The 20,448-nt window shown below is 66.4% G+C and carries 16 protein-coding genes and 1 tRNA gene; 13 read left to right on the top strand and 4 right to left on the bottom strand.

The features are described 5' to 3' along the window. Window positions 1-18: 18 nt before the first annotated feature. From AB0L58_RS10455 to AB0L58_RS10445, 3 genes are read right to left on the bottom strand one after another with little or no spacing between them, the layout of a single operon-like run. A complete protein-coding gene (locus AB0L58_RS10455; protein ID WP_364384255.1) occupies window positions 19-1,539 on the bottom strand; it encodes a Y4yA family PLP-dependent enzyme in 1,521 nt (506 codons plus the stop codon). Next, a complete protein-coding gene (locus AB0L58_RS10450; RefSeq protein WP_364384252.1) occupies window positions 1,530-2,540 on the bottom strand; it encodes an ornithine cyclodeaminase family protein in 1,011 nt (336 codons plus the stop codon). Before AB0L58_RS10450 ends, AB0L58_RS10455 begins: the two co-directional genes overlap by 10 nt. Next, window positions 2,512-3,705 carry a TauD/TfdA family dioxygenase gene (locus AB0L58_RS10445; RefSeq protein WP_364384249.1) on the bottom strand — a complete coding sequence of 398 codons (1,194 nt, stop codon included), beginning with the start codon at window positions 3,703-3,705 and terminating at the stop codon, window positions 2,512-2,514. The genes AB0L58_RS10450 and AB0L58_RS10445 overlap by 29 nt, the downstream gene beginning before the upstream one ends. 313 nt (window positions 3,706-4,018) lie before the next feature. Between AB0L58_RS10445 and AB0L58_RS10440 the strand changes: the two genes are divergently transcribed. The 9 genes from AB0L58_RS10440 (at window position 4,019) to AB0L58_RS10400 (ending at window position 13,509) form a co-directional block, all read left to right on the top strand. Further along, window positions 4,019-5,536 carry an ABC transporter substrate-binding protein gene (locus tag AB0L58_RS10440; RefSeq protein ID WP_364384246.1) on the top strand — a complete coding sequence of 506 codons (1,518 nt, stop codon included), beginning with the start codon at window positions 4,019-4,021 and terminating at the stop codon, window positions 5,534-5,536. Next, entirely contained in the window at window positions 5,536-6,459 is a 924-nt protein-coding gene (locus AB0L58_RS10435) for an ABC transporter permease (protein ID WP_364384594.1), read from the top strand. Before AB0L58_RS10440 ends, AB0L58_RS10435 begins: the two co-directional genes overlap by 1 nt. A 44-nt stretch (window positions 6,460-6,503) precedes the next feature. Then, window positions 6,504-7,385 carry an ABC transporter permease subunit gene (locus tag AB0L58_RS10430; protein ID WP_364384243.1) on the top strand — a complete coding sequence of 294 codons (882 nt, stop codon included), beginning with the start codon at window positions 6,504-6,506 and terminating at the stop codon, window positions 7,383-7,385. After that, complete coding sequence (locus AB0L58_RS10425) at window positions 7,382-8,935, top strand: ATP-binding cassette domain-containing protein (RefSeq protein ID WP_364384240.1); 1,554 nt, start codon at window positions 7,382-7,384, stop codon at window positions 8,933-8,935. The genes AB0L58_RS10430 and AB0L58_RS10425 overlap by 4 nt, the downstream gene beginning before the upstream one ends. 255 nt (window positions 8,936-9,190) lie before the next feature. Next, entirely contained in the window at window positions 9,191-9,880 is a 690-nt protein-coding gene (locus tag AB0L58_RS10420) for a lytic murein transglycosylase (protein ID WP_364384591.1), read from the top strand. Between the two features lie 157 nt (window positions 9,881-10,037). Then, the gene (gene eno, locus AB0L58_RS10415; RefSeq protein WP_364384237.1) at window positions 10,038-11,324 is read left to right on the top strand and encodes a phosphopyruvate hydratase; all 1,287 of its coding nucleotides are present in this window, start codon (window positions 10,038-10,040) and stop codon (window positions 11,322-11,324) included. A gap of 17 nt (window positions 11,325-11,341) precedes the next feature. Beyond that, entirely contained in the window at window positions 11,342-11,989 is a 648-nt protein-coding gene (locus AB0L58_RS10410) for a septum formation initiator family protein (RefSeq protein WP_364384234.1), read from the top strand. Then, the gene (locus AB0L58_RS10405) at window positions 11,986-12,516 is read left to right on the top strand and encodes a DUF501 domain-containing protein (RefSeq protein WP_364384231.1); all 531 of its coding nucleotides are present in this window, start codon (window positions 11,986-11,988) and stop codon (window positions 12,514-12,516) included. The genes AB0L58_RS10410 and AB0L58_RS10405 overlap by 4 nt, the downstream gene beginning before the upstream one ends. Window positions 12,517-12,561: 45 nt before the next feature. Continuing rightward, window positions 12,562-13,509, top strand: a complete 948-nt coding sequence (locus tag AB0L58_RS10400; protein ID WP_364384228.1) for a Ppx/GppA phosphatase family protein — start codon at window positions 12,562-12,564, stop codon at window positions 13,507-13,509. 39 nt (window positions 13,510-13,548) lie between these two features. On the opposite strand, the gene AB0L58_RS10395 is transcribed toward AB0L58_RS10400, so the two are convergent. Beyond that, the gene (locus tag AB0L58_RS10395; RefSeq protein ID WP_364384225.1) at window positions 13,549-14,361 is read right to left on the bottom strand and encodes a neutral zinc metallopeptidase; all 813 of its coding nucleotides are present in this window, start codon (window positions 14,359-14,361) and stop codon (window positions 13,549-13,551) included. 296 nt (window positions 14,362-14,657) lie between these two features. Between AB0L58_RS10395 and AB0L58_RS10390 the strand changes: the two genes are divergently transcribed. The 4 genes from AB0L58_RS10390 (at window position 14,658) to AB0L58_RS10375 (ending at window position 20,265) form a co-directional block, all read left to right on the top strand. After that, entirely contained in the window at window positions 14,658-16,124 is a 1,467-nt protein-coding gene (locus tag AB0L58_RS10390) for a peptide MFS transporter (protein WP_364384222.1), read from the top strand. A 46-nt stretch (window positions 16,125-16,170) separates the two neighbouring features. Further along, window positions 16,171-17,679: an amino acid permease gene (locus AB0L58_RS10385; protein ID WP_364384220.1), complete on the top strand. Its 1,509-nt coding sequence runs from the start codon at window positions 16,171-16,173 to the stop codon at window positions 17,677-17,679. Between the two features lie 111 nt (window positions 17,680-17,790). Beyond that, window positions 17,791-17,864: transfer RNA gene (locus AB0L58_RS10380), tRNA-Leu, on the top strand. Between the two features lie 217 nt (window positions 17,865-18,081). Continuing rightward, window positions 18,082-20,265: an acyltransferase family protein gene (locus AB0L58_RS10375; protein WP_364384217.1), complete on the top strand. Its 2,184-nt coding sequence runs from the start codon at window positions 18,082-18,084 to the stop codon at window positions 20,263-20,265. The last annotated feature ends 183 nt before the right edge of the window (window positions 20,266-20,448 follow it).

Genomic DNA, 20,448 nt, shown 5'->3' with positions numbered 1-20,448 from the left:
GTCGAATGGGGTGCCGGATTATCCGGCGTCGAGCGTCCAGCGGAGTCGATCGTCGGTGTCGTGCAGCACCACCTTCGGCGGAATCGGCAGTTCGTGAAAGGCCGATTCGTTCGAATCCATCTGGTAACCGGCGGTATTCGGATAGATCAGCAGATCGCCGACCTCGGCGCGGCGCGGTAGCGGGATGCGCCGCCAGCTGAGCATGTCGGACTCCAGACAGCTGGCCGCGCCGACACAGGTCGGGGTGAGTTCGCCGGGGCGCGGCGGCCAGAGTATGGGATCGGGGAGGTATTCACTGTCGAACCATTGCTCGGACAGGCTCAGGCTGGTGCCGTCGACGGTGAGCAGTTGGTAGGGGTGACCGTCGACATGGCGGGTCTTGCTGCCCTGCACCCGGAAGACGCTGGATCCGGCGCGGTCGAGCAGTGCCCGGCCGGGTTCGATGGCGAGCCGGATAGCGTTGTCGCGCAACCGTTCCGCGAGTGCGTTGTGTTCGAGAACGGCGGTGAGCATGGCCGGACCCGGGGTCGGGAAGTGGTACGGGTAGTACGAGTCGAAGGACTTCCCCGCATGGAACCACTGGCCGTTCGCATGTTCGGTGAACTCCGACCAGGCGCTCGCGGACACATAGTCGACGCCGAATCCACCGCCGATGGAGATGGTGGTGGCCGGATGGCCCAGTTTGCGCGCATCCAGGCAGCGGGCGATCAATTCGTCGGCCTGTTCGGCGCGTGCGACGGCGTCGTAGCCGGAGAGGTGGAAGCTGAAGCCCTGCAGGCGAATCGATTCGTGGCCGACCGTGCCGGAGGCGCCGATCACCGAAATCGCCCGGTCCAATTCCTCGGCGGTCATGCCGAATCGGCTCGCCGATCCATCGGGCAGTACCCGAAGCAGTACGCGCGCCGCGGTGGTCGGGGTGGTGCATGCAGCCAATCTGTGGAGCTCGTCGAGGCTGTCCACGGCGAGCAAAGCGCGGTGCCGCACCGCCAGCCACAGCAGATCATCGGATTTGGCGGGACCGGTGATCATCAGCTCGTCACCGCGAATACCTTGTGACAGTGCGGCCTTCAGTTCGCCGACACTGGAAACATCAACGCCCGCACCATATTCGGCGCAGGCACGAGCCACACAGGCCGCCTTGTTGGCCTTCTTGCCGTAGTAGACGATCCCGTCCACACCGGTCTGTTCGAAGGTCCGCTGGAACCCGTTGATATTCACCGCGACCCGCGGCGGATACATCAGATGGAATGGTCCGCCGATCGCAAAGGCGATATCGCCGAGCAGATTCGGATCGGCGAGCAGCCTGCGCTCCCAGTCGTCGGTGCGCGCGGGCAGGGCTGGCGCGCAGATGTTCAGCAGCCCCTGCACTGCCGCCAGTACCGCGGGATCGGGAGCATTTTCGGTACTCGACGGATGCTCGCCGAGTTTGACCTTGTCACGGGTCGAGCCGTTGTCGAACAGCAGCGTGCCGTCGGGTTCGGCGGTGCCGGGGGTGTGCACCTTCTTGTCGAACTCGACGGCGCTGATGTCTAGTCCCACAGGGGCACCTCCGTGCCGCGGCCCTCGGCAATGGCGCGTTCGGCGAGTGCGTGCGCGACGGCGATATCGGTCAGCACCAACCCGCTGTTGTAGACGAAGATCCGCTCGTCGTCGGAGCGCCGGGCGATCGCACGGCGACTCAGGATCTGCGGCAGTTCGGCGTCGACGGTGCGTAACCTCCCGTCGGGACCGGCCATATCGGTGCCGGTCAAGGCCATCTGCTCGGCACTGGTCGCGATTACTCGATCGGCCTCGACCAGCGTGGACGGCGCCAATCCGTAGCCGACGAGCACAACGGTGGATCCCGGTGCGAGATCCTCGGATTCGATCGCGACCTCGGTACCCGGCCCCGCCGTCGCCAACACCACATCGGCGGTGCCTGCGGCGGCACGCGGATCCTCGACGGTCTCGAGCAATGCGTGCGGATAATACGTGGCGAGGTGGTCGCGCACGGCCGCCAGCCCCTCCGGATGTGTCCCGTAGAGCATCAGCTTGCGCAGCTGTGGATTGGCGGCGAGCAAGTGCGGCAGCGCATTTCGGCCCTGGGTACCGGTGCCGATCAGCAGCACGCTCTCCGCGCCGCGGCGGGCGGTCTCGCGCACCAGCAGCGCCGAAACCGCCGGGGTGCGCAGTGCGCCGACCCTGGCACAGTCCATCATGGCGATCGGCGCGCCCGTGCTGTCGTCGTAGAGCGTGATGGTCGTGTAGTAGCGCTTGGTGCTGCGGTCGTGTCCCGGATCGAATTTGTAGGAGGTCTTCATCGCGACCACCCGGCGACGGCCGTCGCGCCCGAGCATGGCGTAGGCCACCGACCAGCCGTCCGGATTCGCGACGCTGAGTTTGCGTGGATTATCCGAATCACCTGCGGCGAAGGCGAGATACGCATCCTCCACTGCGCGCACCACATCGGCGGGCGTGATGGGCACGTCCGCGAGGTCGCTGCGGCTCAGCACACGTAGTGGTGTGCTCCGGTCACGAGTGCTCAACGGTTCCTCGATCATGTTGTGTCGTATCCAGCCTTACTGCGGTCCGGGTGGTAGCCCGTGCCGGTACACCGTCGATCGCGAGCGGGTTGCTTGCCGCTCGGAACGGGGCGACGATCCGTTGCCCATAACCATTTTCGTCGGCCTCGGCGGCCCGCCGTCGTCGTTCGGGCAGGCGGACATTGACGCGCTTGAGCCAGCGATCGGTGCCGTCGTAGCGCGCGGTGAACGGTACCCGACCGTGTACGGCCACGTCATTGTCCACCAGTAATAGCTCGCCGGGGGCGAGCGTGGCGGTGACGCAGACGCGCTCGAGCTCCGCGGTGAGGCGCGCGTACGCGAGCCGGAATTCGGCATCGGCATTGTCGAGCGGGGTGTATGCCGGATCGTAGCGAAGCGTCAAATCTGCTGTGCTGTCGGCTGATTCGGTGCTCCACAGCGTCGGCAACGGGCTTGCGGAATAGCGCTCGTGACCGGTGCCGTAGGAGACATCGGGCAGGATCGGCAGGGTCGGCGTCCCGAGCGTCCGGCGTTCGTCGTCGGATAGTTCGGCCCGGCGCACCGAGGACACGGTGGTGCCGACGCCGTCCGGATTGCGCAGACAGGCCAGCATCAGCAGGTTGGCCCGATCCGGGTGGAACGCGTCCTCGGTATGCGGGCTGAGCAGGGCTTTGCTACTGGCACCGGATTGCTCGTGTTCGTGGCCGGGGGAGGGCACGATGTTGTTGACCAGCCGCCCGCCCTGCTGGCCCTGCCAGCCGAACGGTTCACCCGCGCTGCGGGCGAGCAGCAGCATCACGATATCGAGCTCGAATGAGCTTGCGCGTCGGTCGGATTCACCACTCCAGCGGGCAGCATCGACCCAGCTCGGCGGGGTCGGGCCGAATTCGGCATCGGTCAACGGCAGGCTGCCGACGATGGTTGCACCGGCCACGGTGGCGGGCGGGCGCATGGCGATGCGTACCGCATCGGGCACCTCGCCGATGCGCGCATCGATCTGCTCGAGCAATGCCGGATCGGTCAGCGTGCGCGCGGTATCGGCTGTGCCGTCGGGCCGGGAGTCGAGCGTGATACATATCTCACGGGCGAGTGCGCGTACCGCATGTCCGGCGGTGGCCGGCAGCTCGCGCCGTTCGATATCCAGTGGGTGAAGCGTCTTACGTTCGGAGAGAACGCCTTTCACCAGGAATCCCTTCTTCGCATCGGGTCGAAAAGCGGGGGTATGACGATTCGATCTGCGAAGCTAGTGCTTCCGGCCACGTTAAGCAAGCCTTACCTAAGCGGGTCGTGGAATTGCGAACGTGCACGAACTGGAAGCGGAGTCCGCCGCAGCCGGCTGTAGCTGATCTGCGGCATCGTCTCGGGGTGGCGACTGATAGCTGTGGTGCGGCAAAACTTAACGGCCGGAACCCTATTAGGCTAGCCTGTCCTAGCTAGATTCGCTAGGTTTCGCGGTCGCGCGCGGGTGGCTCGTAGTTTTCGAGGAAGGCAGCACCATGGAATGGAATCGACGACAACTCCTGCGATCGGGACTCGGCGTCGGCGCGGTGCTGTTGGTCGCCGCGTGCTCGGACGGCGGCACTGCGGACGGCACCGCACGGCGCGGTGGCACCCTGCGGGTCGGTGCGCTCGGCAGCGCGGCGCGGATCGAACGCGATCCGCATGCGAATCTCAGCAACGACAGTGATTTCCTCATCACCTCACTGGTGTACGACGCGCTTACGGTACCGGGCGCGAACCCGAATGTTGCTGCGCGCCTTTCCAGTCGGTGGGAAGCCGATGCACAGCGGCGCCGCTGGAGTTTCACCATTGCCGACGGCGCGACCTTCCATGACGGAACCCCGGTCACCGCCGATGATGTGGTGTGGTCGCTGCGTCGTCTGCGGACCGTCGGCGGTGCGTCGAAAATGCCCGCCGACGTCGCGGACATCACCGCGGACGGGCCGAACCGCGTGGTCATCGCGGTGCCGGAACCGAATTCCCAACTGCCGCTGCTGGTTCGCTTGATGACCTTCACGGCGAAGAAGGACACCACCGATTTCACCAAGGCCATCGGCACCGGGCCGTTCCGGTTGGAGTCCTATCAGGGTGGCAATGCCCGGCTGGTACGCAACGATCGGTGGTACGGTCCGGCGCCGCTGCTGGACGCCATCGAGGTCACCATGTTCGACAGCGTGACGGCGTTGGGGAATGCGGTGCTCGGCGGGCAGATCGATCTGGCCTCGAATGTCGGTGCGATCGCGGGACGTACCGCCGAGGGCCGCGGTGATCTGCGGGTGGTGCGGCGGTCGAACGACACCATGGTCGGGGTCGCGATGCGGACCTCCGACGGGCCGTTCGCCGATGCGCGGGTGCGCGAGGCGATTCGGTTGGGCGTCGATCGCAAGGCCCTGGTCGCTCAGGTGCATTCGGGCTATGGCACCGTGGCGAACGATATCCTCGGCACCGGTGATCCCTGGTACGACAACACCATTGCGCAACGAGCCCGCGATGTGGACCGGGCGAAGGCGCTGCTGCGCGATGCCGGATTCGATACCGGGCACAGCTACCAGTTCCGCACCAAGGCCGAGGCGCCGGGCGAGGTCGAATCGGCGAAGGTGATCGCCACCCAGCTGGCCGATATCGGGCTGCGCCTCGATGTCGTGACACAGGAGTCGAATACCTTCTATGACCAGACCTGGTTGAAGGCACCGCTGTACACGGTCTCGTGGGGTACCAATGATTCGACGCTGTTCTTCGCGACCAAACTGATGTCCTCGGCATCCAATCGCAACGAAACCGCCTTCAAGGATGCTGAATTCGATGCGGCCACCGCGAAAGCCATTGCCGCGCCGGATGACTCGGAGTACGCGGCAGCCTGCCGTGATGTGCAGCGGATTCAGTACACCCGCGGCGGCTATCTGGTGTGGGGCATGGCCGACGGCATCGATATCGCGGCGTCGCGGGTGCGTGATGTGCCGACCCTCGGCGGCTTCGCGAGGGTGCAGTTGGAACGAGCCTGGCTCGCGGAGTGATGTTCTTCGCCCGGCTCCTCATCCGGCGCGTGGTCCTGCTGGTCGCGCTGCTGGCGACGGTGTTCGCGGCCGTCGATCTGCTGCCGGGCAATGCCGCCCGCGTGGTGCTCGGCCGCGATGCGACCGCGGACCAGGTCGCGGCGAAGGAGCACGAACTGGGCCTCGACCATCCGCTGCCGGTGCGGTTTCTCGAATGGATATCCGGTGTGGCGACCGGGGATTTCGGTCGCACGGCGCGCGGACGATCGATCAATGAACTACTGGCCGACAAGTTTCCGCCGACGCTGCTGCTCGGCGGACTCGCCTTCCTGGTCACGGTCGTCGCGTCGCTGCTGCTCGGCGGCTGGTGGGCGGGGCGGCGCGGCCTTGCCTCTCGGTTCCTGCAGCCGACAACCGCCGCGGCGACGGCGATTCCGGAGTTCGTCATCGCGACCTTGTTGATCCTGGTGTTCTCGTTGGCACTCGGTTGGCTGCCCGCCGTCACGATTACCGGGCGTTCCGGATTTCCGGCCGCTCCCGACATGCTGGTGCTGCCGGTGCTCGCACTGGCGATACCGCAGATCGGCTGGAATACCCGGGTGGTGCGGGCTGCGCTGCTGGATTCGGCGCGCTCGCCGCATGTGGAAAGTGCTGTGTTGGACGGACTTTCGACCATACTCGTGCTGATCCGGCACGTGCTGCCGTTCGCGCTGCCGACGATTGTGGCGAGCTTCGCGACCACCGTCGGCATGCTGCTCGGGGGTGCGCTGGTGGTGGAGACCATCTTCAACTATCCGGGCCTCGGTGCGGTGCTCGCTGGATCGGTGGCCGATCGGGATACCTCGTTGATCGCCGCGGTAGTCGCGCTGACCGGGGTGGTCATCATGGCGATGCTGGCGCTGGCGGACGGTATTCGGGCCTGGGCAGCCCGGGGGCGGATATGACCGGCGCGCAGCGGATTCCGACGATTCGGATCGGGAGGTCACAGGTGCGCAGATGCCTCACGGTTACGCCCGCGCTGGTGCTGGTCGTCGCTGCCGCGCTCGGGCCGAGTCTGGCGACTCGCCCGGCCGAGGAGGCGGTCGGGATACCGTTCGCGCGGCCGGGTGCGGATTCGGTGTTGGGCACCGACCGGCTCGGCCGGGATGTGCTGGCCCAACTGCTCTATGGCGGTTGGGGTCTGCTATTGCTGGCGGGTGTGATCGCGATCGCGGTGACGGTGCTGTCGTGCGTGCTCGGCGCGATCGCGGCACTGCGCCCTCGGGTCGGTGTATTGATCGAGGGCGTCGCCGATTTCGCGATTCTGCTCCCGGCGGTGCTCGGGATCTTGCTGGTACTGACCGCGTGGCCGGATGCGGGCGGCTACGGGCTTGTCGTGGTGGCTCTGCTCTTCGGAACTCCGTACTGCGCGAGAGTTTTCGCGGCGGCCGCCGCCGGTGTCGCGGCGAGCGGCTATGTCGAAGCCGCCCAGGCCAGCGGTGAAACTCTGCCGCACTTGGTATTTCGTGAGGTGATTCCGAATCTGCGTGAGGTATCGGCGGCCCAACTCGGCCTCCGTTTCGTCGAGGGCGTGTACGTGGTCAGCACCGCATCGTTCCTGCAACTGCCGACCACACTCGGAGCGAGCAACTGGGCGGTCATGGTGCGCGAGAACTCCTCCGGCATGCTGCTCAACCCCTGGTCCGTGCTGGCGCCGAGTCTGGCGATCGCGGTGGTCGCGGTCAGCGTGAATCTCGCGGTGACCTCGTTCGATCAGCACCGTCCGCGACGATTCGCGATACGGAGGACGCGCGGTTCCGAGTCACTGGGGCAAGCACGTGTCGACCCGCGCGAGCCGGTCGCGGGCAATGCGCTGGAGGAGCAGGGATGAATGCGTCTGTGGTCGTCGATGCGTTGGCGGTATGCGGATCGGATGGTCAGGAGTTGTTCGAGCCCACCAGTTTCAGCGTTGCGACAGGTAAGGTTACCGCGCTTACCGGTCCATCGGGTTCGGGCAAGACCACGCTGATGCGGGCACTGCTCGGGCATTTGCCAGCGGGAGCCCGGCGATCCGCGGGTTCGGCCGTGGTGGCGGGGCAGGACGTATTCGCATTGAATCCTGCTGCGCTGCAACGGTTACGACGTGATCATATCGCCTATGTCGGACAGGACCCCGGCTCGGCTCTCAATCCATTGATGCGGGTACGGGCCCTGCTCGACGAGGTCCGCCACCCCGCTGCGGCCGTCCCCGAAACCCTGGCGCTGGTCGGTCTGACCGATGAACACCTGCGCCGTCGTCCCGGTGAACTCTCCGGCGGTCAGCAGCGTCGAGTCGCTCTCGCGCGTGCGCTGGTTCGCCACACCGGGATCGTCGTTCTCGATGAACCCCTGGCCGGTCTGCACGGTTCGCTCCGTACCGAAATCGCCCGTCTGCTCGCCGATATCGCGGCACAGCGCGCTGCGGCAATCTTGTTGTCCGGCCATGACACCGCGACTATCCATGCCATCGCCGATGACGTGATCGAACTGGGCGCGGTGCATCGTGTGTCGAATTCACCGCGACCGAACGGGGGGACTACCTCGATCGTGTGGATGGGGACGGCTTCGGCGCGGCGACTCGGCCGAGCGGTCGATAACGGAAGTTCGGCTCCGCGGCCGGGCGAAGGCGCTGTTGCGGTGCGGTCGAGGACAGTCGAGTCGGCTGCGGAACCGGTACTGCGTGCGCAGGGTATCGGTGCCTCGATCGGCGGGCACGAAGTATTGGCCGATATCGATTTCGTGCTGCCGGGCGGCGCGGCACTGGCGATCGTCGGGGCGTCCGGCGCGGGGAAGACCACTCTCGCCCGCGTCATCGCAGGACTGCATCGGGAAGTGGCCGGATCACTGGAACTGCGAGGTGAGTCGATCCCGGTGGACCTCGGTCGGCGAGCTCGTAACGGCCGCAATGGTATTCAGCTTGTCACGCAGAATCCGCGCTCCGCGCTCAACCCCCGGCGCACCGTCGCCCAGACCCTCGGCCGCCCGCTACGCCGAATCGGTGGAGTACCGAAACGGCGACTGGGGCAGCACATTACCGAATTGCTCGACTCGGTCGAACTCGCATCGGACCTCGCCACCCGCTACCCGCACGAACTTTCCGGCGGCCAGCGCCAGCGGGTGGCACTTGCCAGAGCGCTCGCGGCCGAGCCTGCCGTCCTGGTCTGCGACGAGATCACCTCGGCCCTCGACCACAACACCGCTGCTTCGATCATGCTCCTGCTGGATCGCATCCGTGCTGAACGCGACAGCGGCCTACTCGTGATCACCCACGATATGACCCTGGTCATCGGTCACTGCGCCCGCCTGGTGGTCCTCGACCACGGCCGCATTGTCGAATCCGGCTCGGCGACAGCGGTCCTCACCGATCCGGCGCACATCGCAACCCGCGAACTCCTCGGTTAGGTATTTCCCGCGCACAGCTTGTGCGCACTGCACGGTAGTTCTGCGCGGCCGAATCGGCGGCTGCGTCGTCGGCGATCCGCTCGGTAGTCTCGGATCACGGAGCGCGTGACCACCGGGCATGCGCCACGGGTGGGGTCTGCAGGGGAGGGCTACATGGCGCTGGGCTCGCCACGACGCGTCTGTCACGGGGGTGGTCGTTCGGATCTGGATGATGGAGGAGTGCTCGCGAAGCTGTCCGGCGTATTGGCCGCCGCAATGGTGACCCTGCTGCTCGCCGGATGCGGTGCCGAACGCAATCTGCCGCCCATTCCCGAAGGCATCCCGCCCGGCCCCGGCACACCGCTGCCGCTGATCGATCTGGATGCGCCCGGCCGCACCGCCGTGCAGTTACGCGATTGGGCCGACGAGCAATCCGACAGACTCGGCATTCCGACTGTCGCATTGGAGGCGTACGGCTATGCCGCGGCGCTCATGGGCCGGTCCCGGCCCGACTGCGGGATCGCATGGACCACCATCGCCGGAATCGCCAGTGTGGAGAGTAAGCACGGCACCCATCGCGGTTCGGCGGTCGACGCCGAAGGCGCCGTGCGGCCGCCGATCATCGGTATCCCACTGGACGGCGCGCCGGGCGTGGCACTGGTCGAGGACACCGACGGCGGCAAGCTCGACGGCGATCCGGAGTTCGACAGGGCGCTGGGCCCACTGCAATTCATTCCGGAGACCTGGAAGCGCTGGGGTGTCGACGCCAACGGCGACGGCGTCGCCGATCCGCAGAATATCGATGACGCCGCGCTCACGGCGGCCCGTTACCTGTGCGCGAGCGGTGGCGATCTCACCTCCGAGCGCGGCTGGCAGCAGGCGCTGTTGACCTACAACCAGTCGAATGCGTATCTGTTGACTGTCCGCGATCGCGCCGCCGCCTACAGTGTCGGCCGCCGGGCATGAGCACCCGTTGGCGGAAACTACGGGTGCACATCGCGACAGTGCGCAGCGATTCGTCGGAGTGCCGGTTACTGCGCAGTCGACGAGGACGCTAGGCTCGCAGGCGCACGGCTCTTCCCGTCAGACCTACCGTGCCAACAGCCGAAGGAGTGTCGTTTTCGTGGCCATCATCGAACAGGTCGGAGCTCGCGAGATCCTCGATTCTCGCGGAAACCCCACTGTCGAGGTCGAGATCGCCCTCGACGACGGCACCCTGACTCGGGCTGCCGTGCCCTCAGGTGCCTCTACCGGTGAGCATGAGGCCGTCGAATTGCGCGACGGCGGCGAGCGCTACGGCGGCAAGGGTGTGCAGAAGGCCGTCGAGGGTGTGCTCGACGAGATCGCGCCCGCCGTCATCGGCCTGGACGCGGTGGAGCAGCGCACCGTCGACCAGGTTCTGCTGGATCTCGACGGCACCCCGGACAAGTCCCGCCTCGGTGCGAACGCCCTGCTCGGCGTCTCGCTCGCGGTGGCCCGCGCGGCCGCCGAATCCTCGGGCCTGGAGCTGTTCCGCTACCTGGGCGGCCCGAACGCGCATGTGCTTCCGGTGCCGATGATGAACATCCTCAACGGTGGCGCGCACGCCGACAGTGGCGTCGACGTCCAGGAGTTCATGGTCGCCCCGATCGGCGCGACTACCTTCAAGGAGTCGCTGCGCTGGGGTGCCGAGGTGTACCACGCGCTCAAGTCGGTACTGAAGTCCAAGGGCCTGTCCACCGGCCTCGGTGACGAGGGCGGTTTCGCGCCGTCCGTCGCGGGCACCAAGGAAGCACTCGATCTGATCGGTGTCGCGATCTCGAAGACCGGTCTGAAGCTGGGCACCGATGTCGCGCTCGCGCTCGATGTCGCCGCCACCGAGTTCTACACCGCCGGCAACGGTTACAAGTTCGAGGGCAGCATCCGCTCGGCCGCCGAGATGGCGCAGTTCTACGCCGAACTGCTCACCGCTTACCCGCTGGTCTCCATCGAGGACCCGCTCTCGGAGGACGACTGGGACGGCTGGATCGCGCTGACCGACCAGATCGGTGACAAGGTGCAGCTGGTCGGCGACGACCTGTTCGTCACCAACCCGGAGCGGCTGGAGGAGGGCATCACCAAGGGCGCGGCCAACGCGCTGCTGGTGAAGGTCAACCAGATCGGCACGCTGACCGAGACTTTGGATGCCGTTGAGCTCGCGCACCGCAACGGCTACAAGACGATGATGAGCCACCGGTCCGGTGAGACCGAGGACACCACCATCGCCGATCTGGCCGTCGCGGTCGGCAGCGGTCAGATCAAGACCGGTGCCCCGGCGCGCAGCGAGCGCGTTGCCAAGTACAACCAGCTGCTGCGCATCGAGGATGCGCTCGGCGATTCCGCACGGTACGCGGGTGACGTCGCCTTCCCGCGGTTCGCGTTCGAAGGCTAGTCAGCTAGGGGAGCGGCATGACCGAGCGACGTGCGCGTGGATCCAGTCCGGCTGGACGCGGGAACCGCCGCACGTCGCGCTCTGCCAGATCGCGCCCGGCCGCGGATTCGCCGGCGGCCGCACCGAAGCGGACGACCCGCAGGCGGTCCGAATCCGCCGACAAGGCCAAATCGCAGAAGATAGGGCTGCGCACCGGCGGACACGAGGACAGGCACGATCGCACCATCCTCGGCCTGTCTACCGGTAAAGCGGTGATCCTGGCCATCGTCGTCGGCGCACTCGCGCTGACGTTGGCCGTGCCGCTGCGCACCTATTTCACCCAGCGCGCCGAGGCCGCACACCTGGCGCAGGAGCGCATCGAACTCGAGGCCGATGTCGCCAAGTTGCGGGATCGGCGCGCGCAGCAACAGGATCCGGCGTACGTGCGCTCCGAGGCCAGGGACCGGTTGCGGCTGGTCATGCCGGGCGAGACGCCCTATATCGTCCAGGTGCCCGGTATCGAAGCACCCGCGCCGCCCGCCGCGCCGACCCAGTCGAAGGCGCCCGAGCCCTGGTACACCGAACTGTGGCGCAGTATTTCGCAACCGCAGCAGGCCCCGGCGGCCGCGGTCGCACCGGCCGGGCCACCCGCCGCGCCGCAGCCAGCACCGGAAGGACCCAGGTGACCGCACCGAACGAACGCGATCTCGAGATCATCGCCAAGCAGCTGGGACGCGAACCGCGCGGCGTACTAGCCGTTGCCTACCGCACCCCGGACGGGCTGCCCGCGGTGGTCAAGACCGCGCCGCGGCTACCCGACGGTACCCCCTTCCCGACCCTCTACTATCTGACCGATCCCCGCCTTACCGCCGAGGCGAGCAGGCAGGAATCCGCGGGCGTCATGCGGGAAATGACCGAACGCCTCGCCACCGACCTGGAATTGGCCGCCGCCTACCGCGCCGCCCACGAGAGCTATCTGGCCGAGCGCAATGCGATCGAATCGCTCGGCACCGATTTCACCGGCGGCGGCATGCCCGAGCGCGTGAAATGCCTGCACGTCCTGATCGCGCACGCCCTGGCCAAGGGACCGGGCGTCAACCCCTTCGGCGACGAAGCGGTGGCCATGGCCGCCGACCACGGCCTCCGCGGTACCGCAATCCCCGCCGACTGGCCGAAATACCACCCGCCCCATACCCCGACCGACGGGCAATGACATGGGCGTGGTGCTTTGACCGGGCTGATATGAGCGGAGCTGAGCATGAGTGATCGGGTAGCGGCAGTTGATTGCGGGACGAATTCGATCCGACTATTGATCGCCGAGGTGCTCGGCGATGGGCGGTTGGCGGATGTGCATCGGGAGATGCGCATTGTGCGGCTCGGGCAGGGGGTGGATGCGACGGGGGCGCTTGCGCCGGAGGCGATCGAGCGCACCAGGATCGCGCTCGCCGACTATGTTGCGCTGATGCGGGATGCAGGGGTCGGTCGAGTGCGGATGGTCGCGACCTCCGCGACCCGCGACGCCGCGAACCGCGAGGACTTCTTCGCCATGGCCCGTGCCGAACTCGGCACCGTGGTGGCCGGTGCGGAGGCCGAGGTGATTACCGGTGACGAGGAGGCGCGGCTGTCCTTCGCCGGTGCGGTCGGCGAATTGTCCAGCGAGGCAGGGCCTTTCGTGGTCGTCGATCTGGGCGGCGGATCCACCGAACTGGTCGTCGGCGACAGCACCGGGGTGCGGGCCGCATTCTCCGCCGATATCGGCTGTGTCCGCATCACCGAGCGCTGCCTGCCCGGCAACCCACCGACCGCCGAACAGGTCACCGCCGCACGGGAATTCGCCACCGAACGACTGGATGAAGCCTTCGCCGAGGTGCCGGTCGACGGTGTGCACACCTGGGTCGGCGTCGCGGGCACCATGACCACTCTCGCCGCTGTCGCCCTCGATCTGCCCGAATACGATTCGGAGCGAGTCCATCTCACCAGTCTCACCCTGGACCAGGTGCGCGAGGTCTGCGATCGCCTGATCGGCATGAACCACGACGAGCGCGCCGCCCTCGGCCCCATGCATCCCGGCCGCGTCGACGTGATCGGTGGCGGCGCCGTCATCACCGAGGTGCTCGCCTATGAACTGTCCCGCCGTACCGACATTTCCGCCCTCATCGTCAGCGAACACGACATCCTCGACGGCATAGCCTTGTCCATCGCCTGAGGTGTTGTCGCGGACATCCGCGAATACCCCGACGATGGGTCACTCCACCTCGTCGAGTGCGGCCGCCCAGGTATTGCACGATGACGTGGCGGCGGCGCGGTAACCGGATTCGACCCAGCGCCGACTGTTCACCCCCGTGCCGTGCGTCGGATCCTCCTCGGTATCGGATTGGATATCGATCAAATCAACGGCCTCGGCCGGGGTCAGCAGGCCACCGGCCTGCGCTGCCGCCAGCATTACCCCGGCCAGGCATTGGGCCTGGAGTTCGATGCGTCGACTGAGTTCCAGTCCGAGCGGCGACTTCTCGCCAGCGGTATCGATATCCCTATCGGCGGTGCGCAGGATGCCGGTGGCGGACTGCAGATGGTGGCCGTATTCGTGCATCACGACGAACATCAGGTACTGCGCGAGTTGTGAACCCCAACCCCGATGGATCGGATCGTCGGTCGGCCAGTACACATTGCCGCCGCAATAGAACGCGGGATCGGTGGACTGGACCTGTTTCGAGCAGCCGGCCGTCACGGTGTCGACCACCACGAGTTGCGGGGGCACGAGGCTCATGCCCGCGGCACGCAGGGCCGGATCCCAGGCCTTCGTCAAACAGTCCAACTCGGTCTGCACGAATTGCCGCTGGCCCGCCGCGCTCATCTCGATCGGCGGCAGCTGACACCGCAGCGGGGACAGTCGCAGCTCGGCGTGCAGCGTATTGGCTGTCAGGGGAGGTTCTTGGACCGCACCGACGATGGGCTCGGCGTCCACCGCCGATACCGACGCGCATCCGGTGCCGAGCAGCGACACCAGCGCGCCGATCACGGCGAGGAGCAGCGCCGCATGGGCGCTCGAGCGCTTCATCAGGTTCCCCCGTCCGGCCAACAAACGAGGTTTCCCCGTCCAGCGAGGCGAACTTTACCGGGAAATACTCCGGTTTTCTCGTCGAGTGCTGTGGGTCACCGACCGCGGCCGACAAATATTCGACGTTGCTTCGAATTCGCTGAAAGGGCGCGTGGAGCCGCGCATAGGCAAGGTGGACGCACCGGTAGGCAGATTGCTACGGCGGTCGCGCTAATCTGTCCGACGATATCGGCCGTGAGCAGGGAAACTTTATTCAGGATGCCGGAAATTCCCTGCCGTTATGGGATGGTCTGAGCATGTCCGACGCAGCAATGGCAGAGCAACCGGTTCGGGAGCGGACTCTGTTCGGTCACCCCATCGGGTTGACCAACCTCTTCGGAGTCGAACTCTGGGAGCGGTTCTCGTTCTACGGAATGCTCACCATCCTCGGGTACTACCTGTACTACTCGACGACCGAGGGTGGACTGGGGCTATCGAAGAGCACCGGGGTCGGGATCGTCGGCGCGTACGGCGGACTGGTGTATCTGTCCACAGTGCTCGGCGGGTGGATCGCCGACCGGTTGATCGGCATGGAGCGCACCGTCTTCTACGGCGGCATCGTGGTGATGGCCGGGCATATCGCGCTGGCGATCCTGCCCGGATCGATCGGTGTCGGAGTCGGCCTGGTGCTGGTCGCGCTCGGCAGCGGCGGACTGAAGGCCAATGCGTCCTCGCTGCTCGGCACCCTCTATCGGTCGGGCGATCCGCGCTTCGACGGCGGCTTTACGCTGTTCTACCTCGGCATCAACCTCGGTGCTTTCGTCGGCCCGCTGCTCACCGGTCTGCTGCAACGGAATTGGGGCTTCCACTACGGATTCGCCGCGGCCGCGGTGGGCATGGCGCTGGGACTGACGCAGTATGTGGTGTTCCGGCGCAATCTCGGCACCGCGGGCAGGCAGGTACCCAACCCGCTGCCGCGCAATGCCGCCGGGCCGATCCTCGGCATCGTGGCCGGTGCGGCCATTGTGGTCGCGCTGGCGTTGAGCACCGGGCTGGTGAACCTGGACAACCTCTCCGAGGTGACCACCGGCGTCATCATCGCGACCTCGCTCGCCTATTTCGTGCTCATGCTGACCAGTACCAAGGTGACACCGGTCGAGCGCAGCCGGGTCCGCGCCTTCATTCCGCTGTTCATCGCGAACGCGGTCTTCTGGTCGCTGTTCCAGCAGATCTTCACGGTGCTCGCGGTGTATTCCGATGAGCGGATGCGGTGGACCATCTTCGGCTGGACCGCACCGTCGAACTGGATCGGCTCGGTCGAGCCGGTGTGGATAATCTGCCTGTCGCCGCTGTTCGCGCTGATGTGGACCAAGCTGGGTAACCGCGCGCCGAGCACACCGCACAAATTCGCCCTCGGTGTTATCGGCATGGGTCTGGCGTTCTGGATGTTCGTGCTGTTCTCGGGAAGCAGCGGCAAGTCCGTGCCGGCATTGGCGGTACTGCTCGTCATGGGCGGATTCGCGGTTTCCGAGCTGCTGCTCTCCCCGATCGGTCTCTCGGTCACCGCGCAGTTGGCGCCCGAGGCGTTCCGTGCCCAGATGATGGCGCTGTACTTCTTCTCTGTTGGCATCGGAACCTCGATGTCCGGTACTTTGGCTCGGTTCTATGACGCGGACCACGAATTCGCGTACTTCGGCATCACCGGAGCAGTTGCGATCTGTGCCGGTCTGATCGTCGTCGCACTCACACCATGGGTGAGCCGACATATGGCCGGTGTGCATTAGAGAAATCGACGGAGAACCCGTCGACTACAGCAAGGAGATAGTGTTGGTGACCCCAGGAACTCGATGGGGCGGTCTGTTCCGCACCAAATCGGTCGAGCAGTCCATCCGGGATACCGATGAACCCGATTCGAAACTGCGCAAGGATCTGACCGCCTGGGACCTCACCATCTTCGGTGTCGCCGTGGTCGTCGGTGCGGGCATCTTCACGCTCACCGCGCGGACCGCGGGCAATGTCGCCGGTCCTTCGGTTTCGCTCGCCTTCGTCTTCGCCGCCATCGCCTGCGGGTTGACCGCACTGTGCTACGCCGAATTCGCCTCGACCGTTCCGGTGGCGGGCAGTGCGTACACCTTCTCCTACGCCACTTTCGGTGAACTCGTCGCGTGGATCATCGGCTGGGATCTGATTCTGGAGTTCGCGCTCGCGGTATCGGTGGTCGCCAAGGGGTGGTCGCAGTATCTCGGTGAAGTGATGGGCTCGCACTCCCCGATCGTGCATCTGGGGCCGATCGACTTCGATTGGGGTTCGGTCCTGCTCATCGCGGTCCTGGGGGTGCTGTTGGCGGTCGGCACCAAGGTGTCCTCGCGGGTTTCGGCGGTGGCCGTTGCCATCAAGCTGAGCGTTATCGCGGTGGTACTCGTTGTCGGCGCCACCTACTTCGACAAGTCGAACCTGACGCCCTACATCCCGCCGTCGCAGTCCGGCGCGGAAGGAGCGGGGCTGCACCAGTCGCTGTTCTCCTATTTCACCGGCGCCGGTCACAGCACCTTCGGTTGGTACGGTCTGCTCGCCGCGGCCAGTCTGGTGTTCTTCGCATTCATCGGTTTCGATGTCGTCGCGACCACGGCGGAGGAGACGAAGAATCCGCAGCGCTCGGTGCCGCGCGGCATCCTGGGCTCGCTGGTGATCGTCACGATTCTCTATGTCGCGGTATCGCTGATCCTCACCGGAATGGTGCCCTACACCGCGCTTTCCGGTGACCGCGCAACGCTCGCAACGGCTTTCGCGGAGCACGGCGCCACCTGGACCAAGAACATCATCTCCGTCGGCGCGCTCGCCGGACTCACCACGGTCGTCATGGTGATGTTCCTCGGACAGACCCGCGTGCTGTTCGCGATGTCGCGCGACGGATTGCTGCCGCGTCAGCTCGCACACACCGGCAAGAACGGCACTCCGGTTCGACTGACCGTCGTCGTCGGCGTCGTGTGCGCCGCGCTCGCCGGCTTCGTGGACTTCGGCACCCTCGAAGAGATGGTCAATATCGGCACTCTCTTCGCCTTCGTGCTGGTCGCCATCGGTGTCCTCATCCTGCGCCGCACCCGCCCCGAGCTTCCGCGCGGCTTCCGTGTCCCACTGGTCCCGCTCATCCCCATCCTCGGCGTGCTTGCCTGCCTATGGCTGATGCTCAACCTCTCGGTGGAGACGTGGCTACGTTTCCTCGTCTGGATGGTCCTGGGCCTGATCGTCTACTTCGCGTACGGCCGCCGCCACTCCGTCCTTGCCAACACATCGGATGGCGATTCCTCCGACGGCGCACCGGTGGGCGCCCACGATTAGGTCGTAGCACTCGGCCGCGCGATGACAGCATTACTCTGGCCACCACCGGAAATGCATTAGCCTGCAGAGAGAATTCCGGTACGGCAGTACGAGTCGGTACGCTGGCCGGGCGCCCCTATAGCCCAATTGGCAGAGGCAGCAGACTTAAAATCTGCAAAGTGTCGGTTCGAGTCCGACTGGGGGCACGAGGTGACTCCGGCGCAGGAGCAGTTCGGGAGGGGTTTCCGCGATGTCGTTGAACTCGTTTGGGGGACGAGCCGTGGGCGAGGTTCGACCGCGATAGCGCCCTCGGCGGTGTGCTGCGGGACAACGAGCTGAACCCCGACCGCGGCCGCCTGCCTTCGACAGATATCGAATGTCGTTGCGGCAATAGCCAAAAAATAGCTGATAAGAATGCGTCCTATGACAGGGACTGCCTCCAGCGAATTGACAGTTCGGCAGGCCGACTCGAACGACCGGACGGACGACGCACGGCTTGCGCGGGCGGAATTTCGGCCTGACGTCGAGGGGCTGCGCGCCGTCGCTGTCCTGGCCGTCGTTGTCTTTCATGCGGGTGCGCCCGGCATCGGTGGTGGGTTTGTCGGTGTCGACGTCTTCTTCGTCATCTCCGGGTTTCTCATCACCGGGATGTTGTGGCGTGAGGTGGCGGTTACCGGCACGATCGGGCTCGCGCGGTTCTATGGCGCTCGGGCGCGCAGGTTGCTGCCTGCGGCGGGCATCGTGCTGGTGGCGACCGCGGTCGGTGCGGCGGTGCTGTTGCCGCCGTTGCAGGCCCGCGGCGTGCTCGGCGACGGGATTGCCAGTGCGTTGTACACGGGAAACTATCGGCTTGCCCTGCACGGCACCGACTACCTCGCCGCCGACATGCCGCCCTCGCCGTTTCAGCACTACTGGTCGCTCGGGGTGGAGGAGCAGTTCTATCTGGTGTGGCCCGCGCTGATCATCGGCATAGCGTGGTTTGTGCGCCGCCGCCGGCCGGGAGCGGACGGCTCGCCGGTGCCCTATCTGGTTGTCCTCGCCGTAGTCGCCGCGGTGTCGTTCGCGTTTTCGCTGGCCTGGACCAGCACGCTGCCGTCGTGGGCGTTCTTCGCGCTACCCGCACGGGCGTGGGAGCTGGCCGTCGGTGGCATAGTGTCGCTCTCGATCCGGTTATGGCGCCGATTTCCGGCACCGCTGGCCACCGTCGCCGGGTGGCTGGGGCTGGCATTGATCCTGCTGAGTTGCATCCACTTGGACGGGCGAACACCGTATCCCGGTATCGCGGCGCTGCTGCCCGTCCTGGGCGCCGCGTTGATCGTCGCCGCGGGCTGTGCCACACCTCGGCTGGGAGTCGGTCGCCTACTGTCGGCGGCTCCGCTGCGGGCGCTCGGTCGTCTTTCGTACTCCTGGTATCTCTGGCACTGGCCGGTGCTGCTGCTCGCGCCACGGTTGGTCGGTCATCCGCTCGACGCGGTCGGCTCGGCGGGCGCGGTTGTCACGGCCGGTGGACTAGCCGCGCTCACGTTGTGGTTCGTCGAGGATCCCGCTCGTTTTGCGGCGCCGCTGCGGAATTCGGCCACGCTGAGCCTCGTCGGCGGCGGTGTTGTCACCGCGATCGCCGTCATCGCCGGGATGGTGCTGCTCATGCTCGTGCCCGTCCCGGTTGGCCGTGGCGCGGCGGCCGAGGCCCTCACGGTGGTGGCGGCGCCAGCCACGCCGCCGTCGGAAACCGTCGATCCGCACGACGCGGCGGTACAACAGGTGACCGCGCAGGTGCAGGCCGCCGTCGCGGCGTCGGCCGAATCGCATTCGGTGCCGTCGAATCTGTCCCCGGCGCTCGCCGCCGCGTCCGTCGACAAGGCGGCGGTTTTCGGAAACGGTTGCGTGCGTTCCTGGCTCGATATCGGGCAGCCCGAGTGCGCTTCGGGTGATCTCGGCTCGGCAAGCACGGTGGCGCTGGTTGGCGATTCGCACGCCGCGATGTGGAGCCCGGCGTTCGAGCAGGTTGCCGAGCAGCGGCATTGGCGGTTGGAAACACTGAGCAAGGTCACCTGCCCGCTCATGGACTTGCCCATAACCAGCCCCTATCTGGGCCGGGAGTACACCGAATGTGTGCAGTGGCGGCACCAGATCCTGGCTCGGCTGCAGGCCGAGCATCCGCGCCTGATCGTGCTGAGCATGTCCCGGCGATACGGCGGCGACTTCGGGTTCACCGCCTACGACCAAGCCTGGCTCGATGGCCTTGCCCGCCTGACCGCACAGCTGCGGGCGACCGGCGCGGATGTCCTTGTCCTGGGTCCGATTCCGGACCCGCACACCACCGTGCCCACCTGCCTATCCGACCATCTGGACGACGCGCTGATCTGTTCCCCGCCGCGGCCGGTCGCCGTGAACGATGCGGGCATCGCAGCCGAACGGGCCGCGACGGCGGCGGGCGACGGGCAGTACGTCGACCTGACCACGCTGTTCTGCACCACTGACCGCTGTCCGCTCATCACCCGCAACAACCTGATCTACCGGGACGACAATCATCTGACGGTCACCTATGCCAAGTCGCTCGCGCCGATCGTTGCCGCGCTGGCCGACCGCGCGCTCGCCCGTGGCTGAATCCGGTGCGTGCGAACGGAAACCGGATCCTCCGGCCCGACCTGATCAGAATCGCAACGCCGCAGGTGCCACCGCGCACGAGGACATCATGACGCATACGTGAGCGGCTCAGGTCGCGAGAACGGCGTGTTGCCGATCGGGGCGGCGATAGTGAATTCCACCGAATCAGGACCGTTGTCGACA

It is taken from the genome of Nocardia sp. NPDC052112, from assembly GCF_040680135.1.
Lineage (GTDB): Bacteria > Actinomycetota > Actinomycetes > Mycobacteriales > Mycobacteriaceae > Nocardia.
Note: the sequence above shows the minus strand (reverse complement) of the source record. Positions and strands in the feature narration are given on the sequence as shown.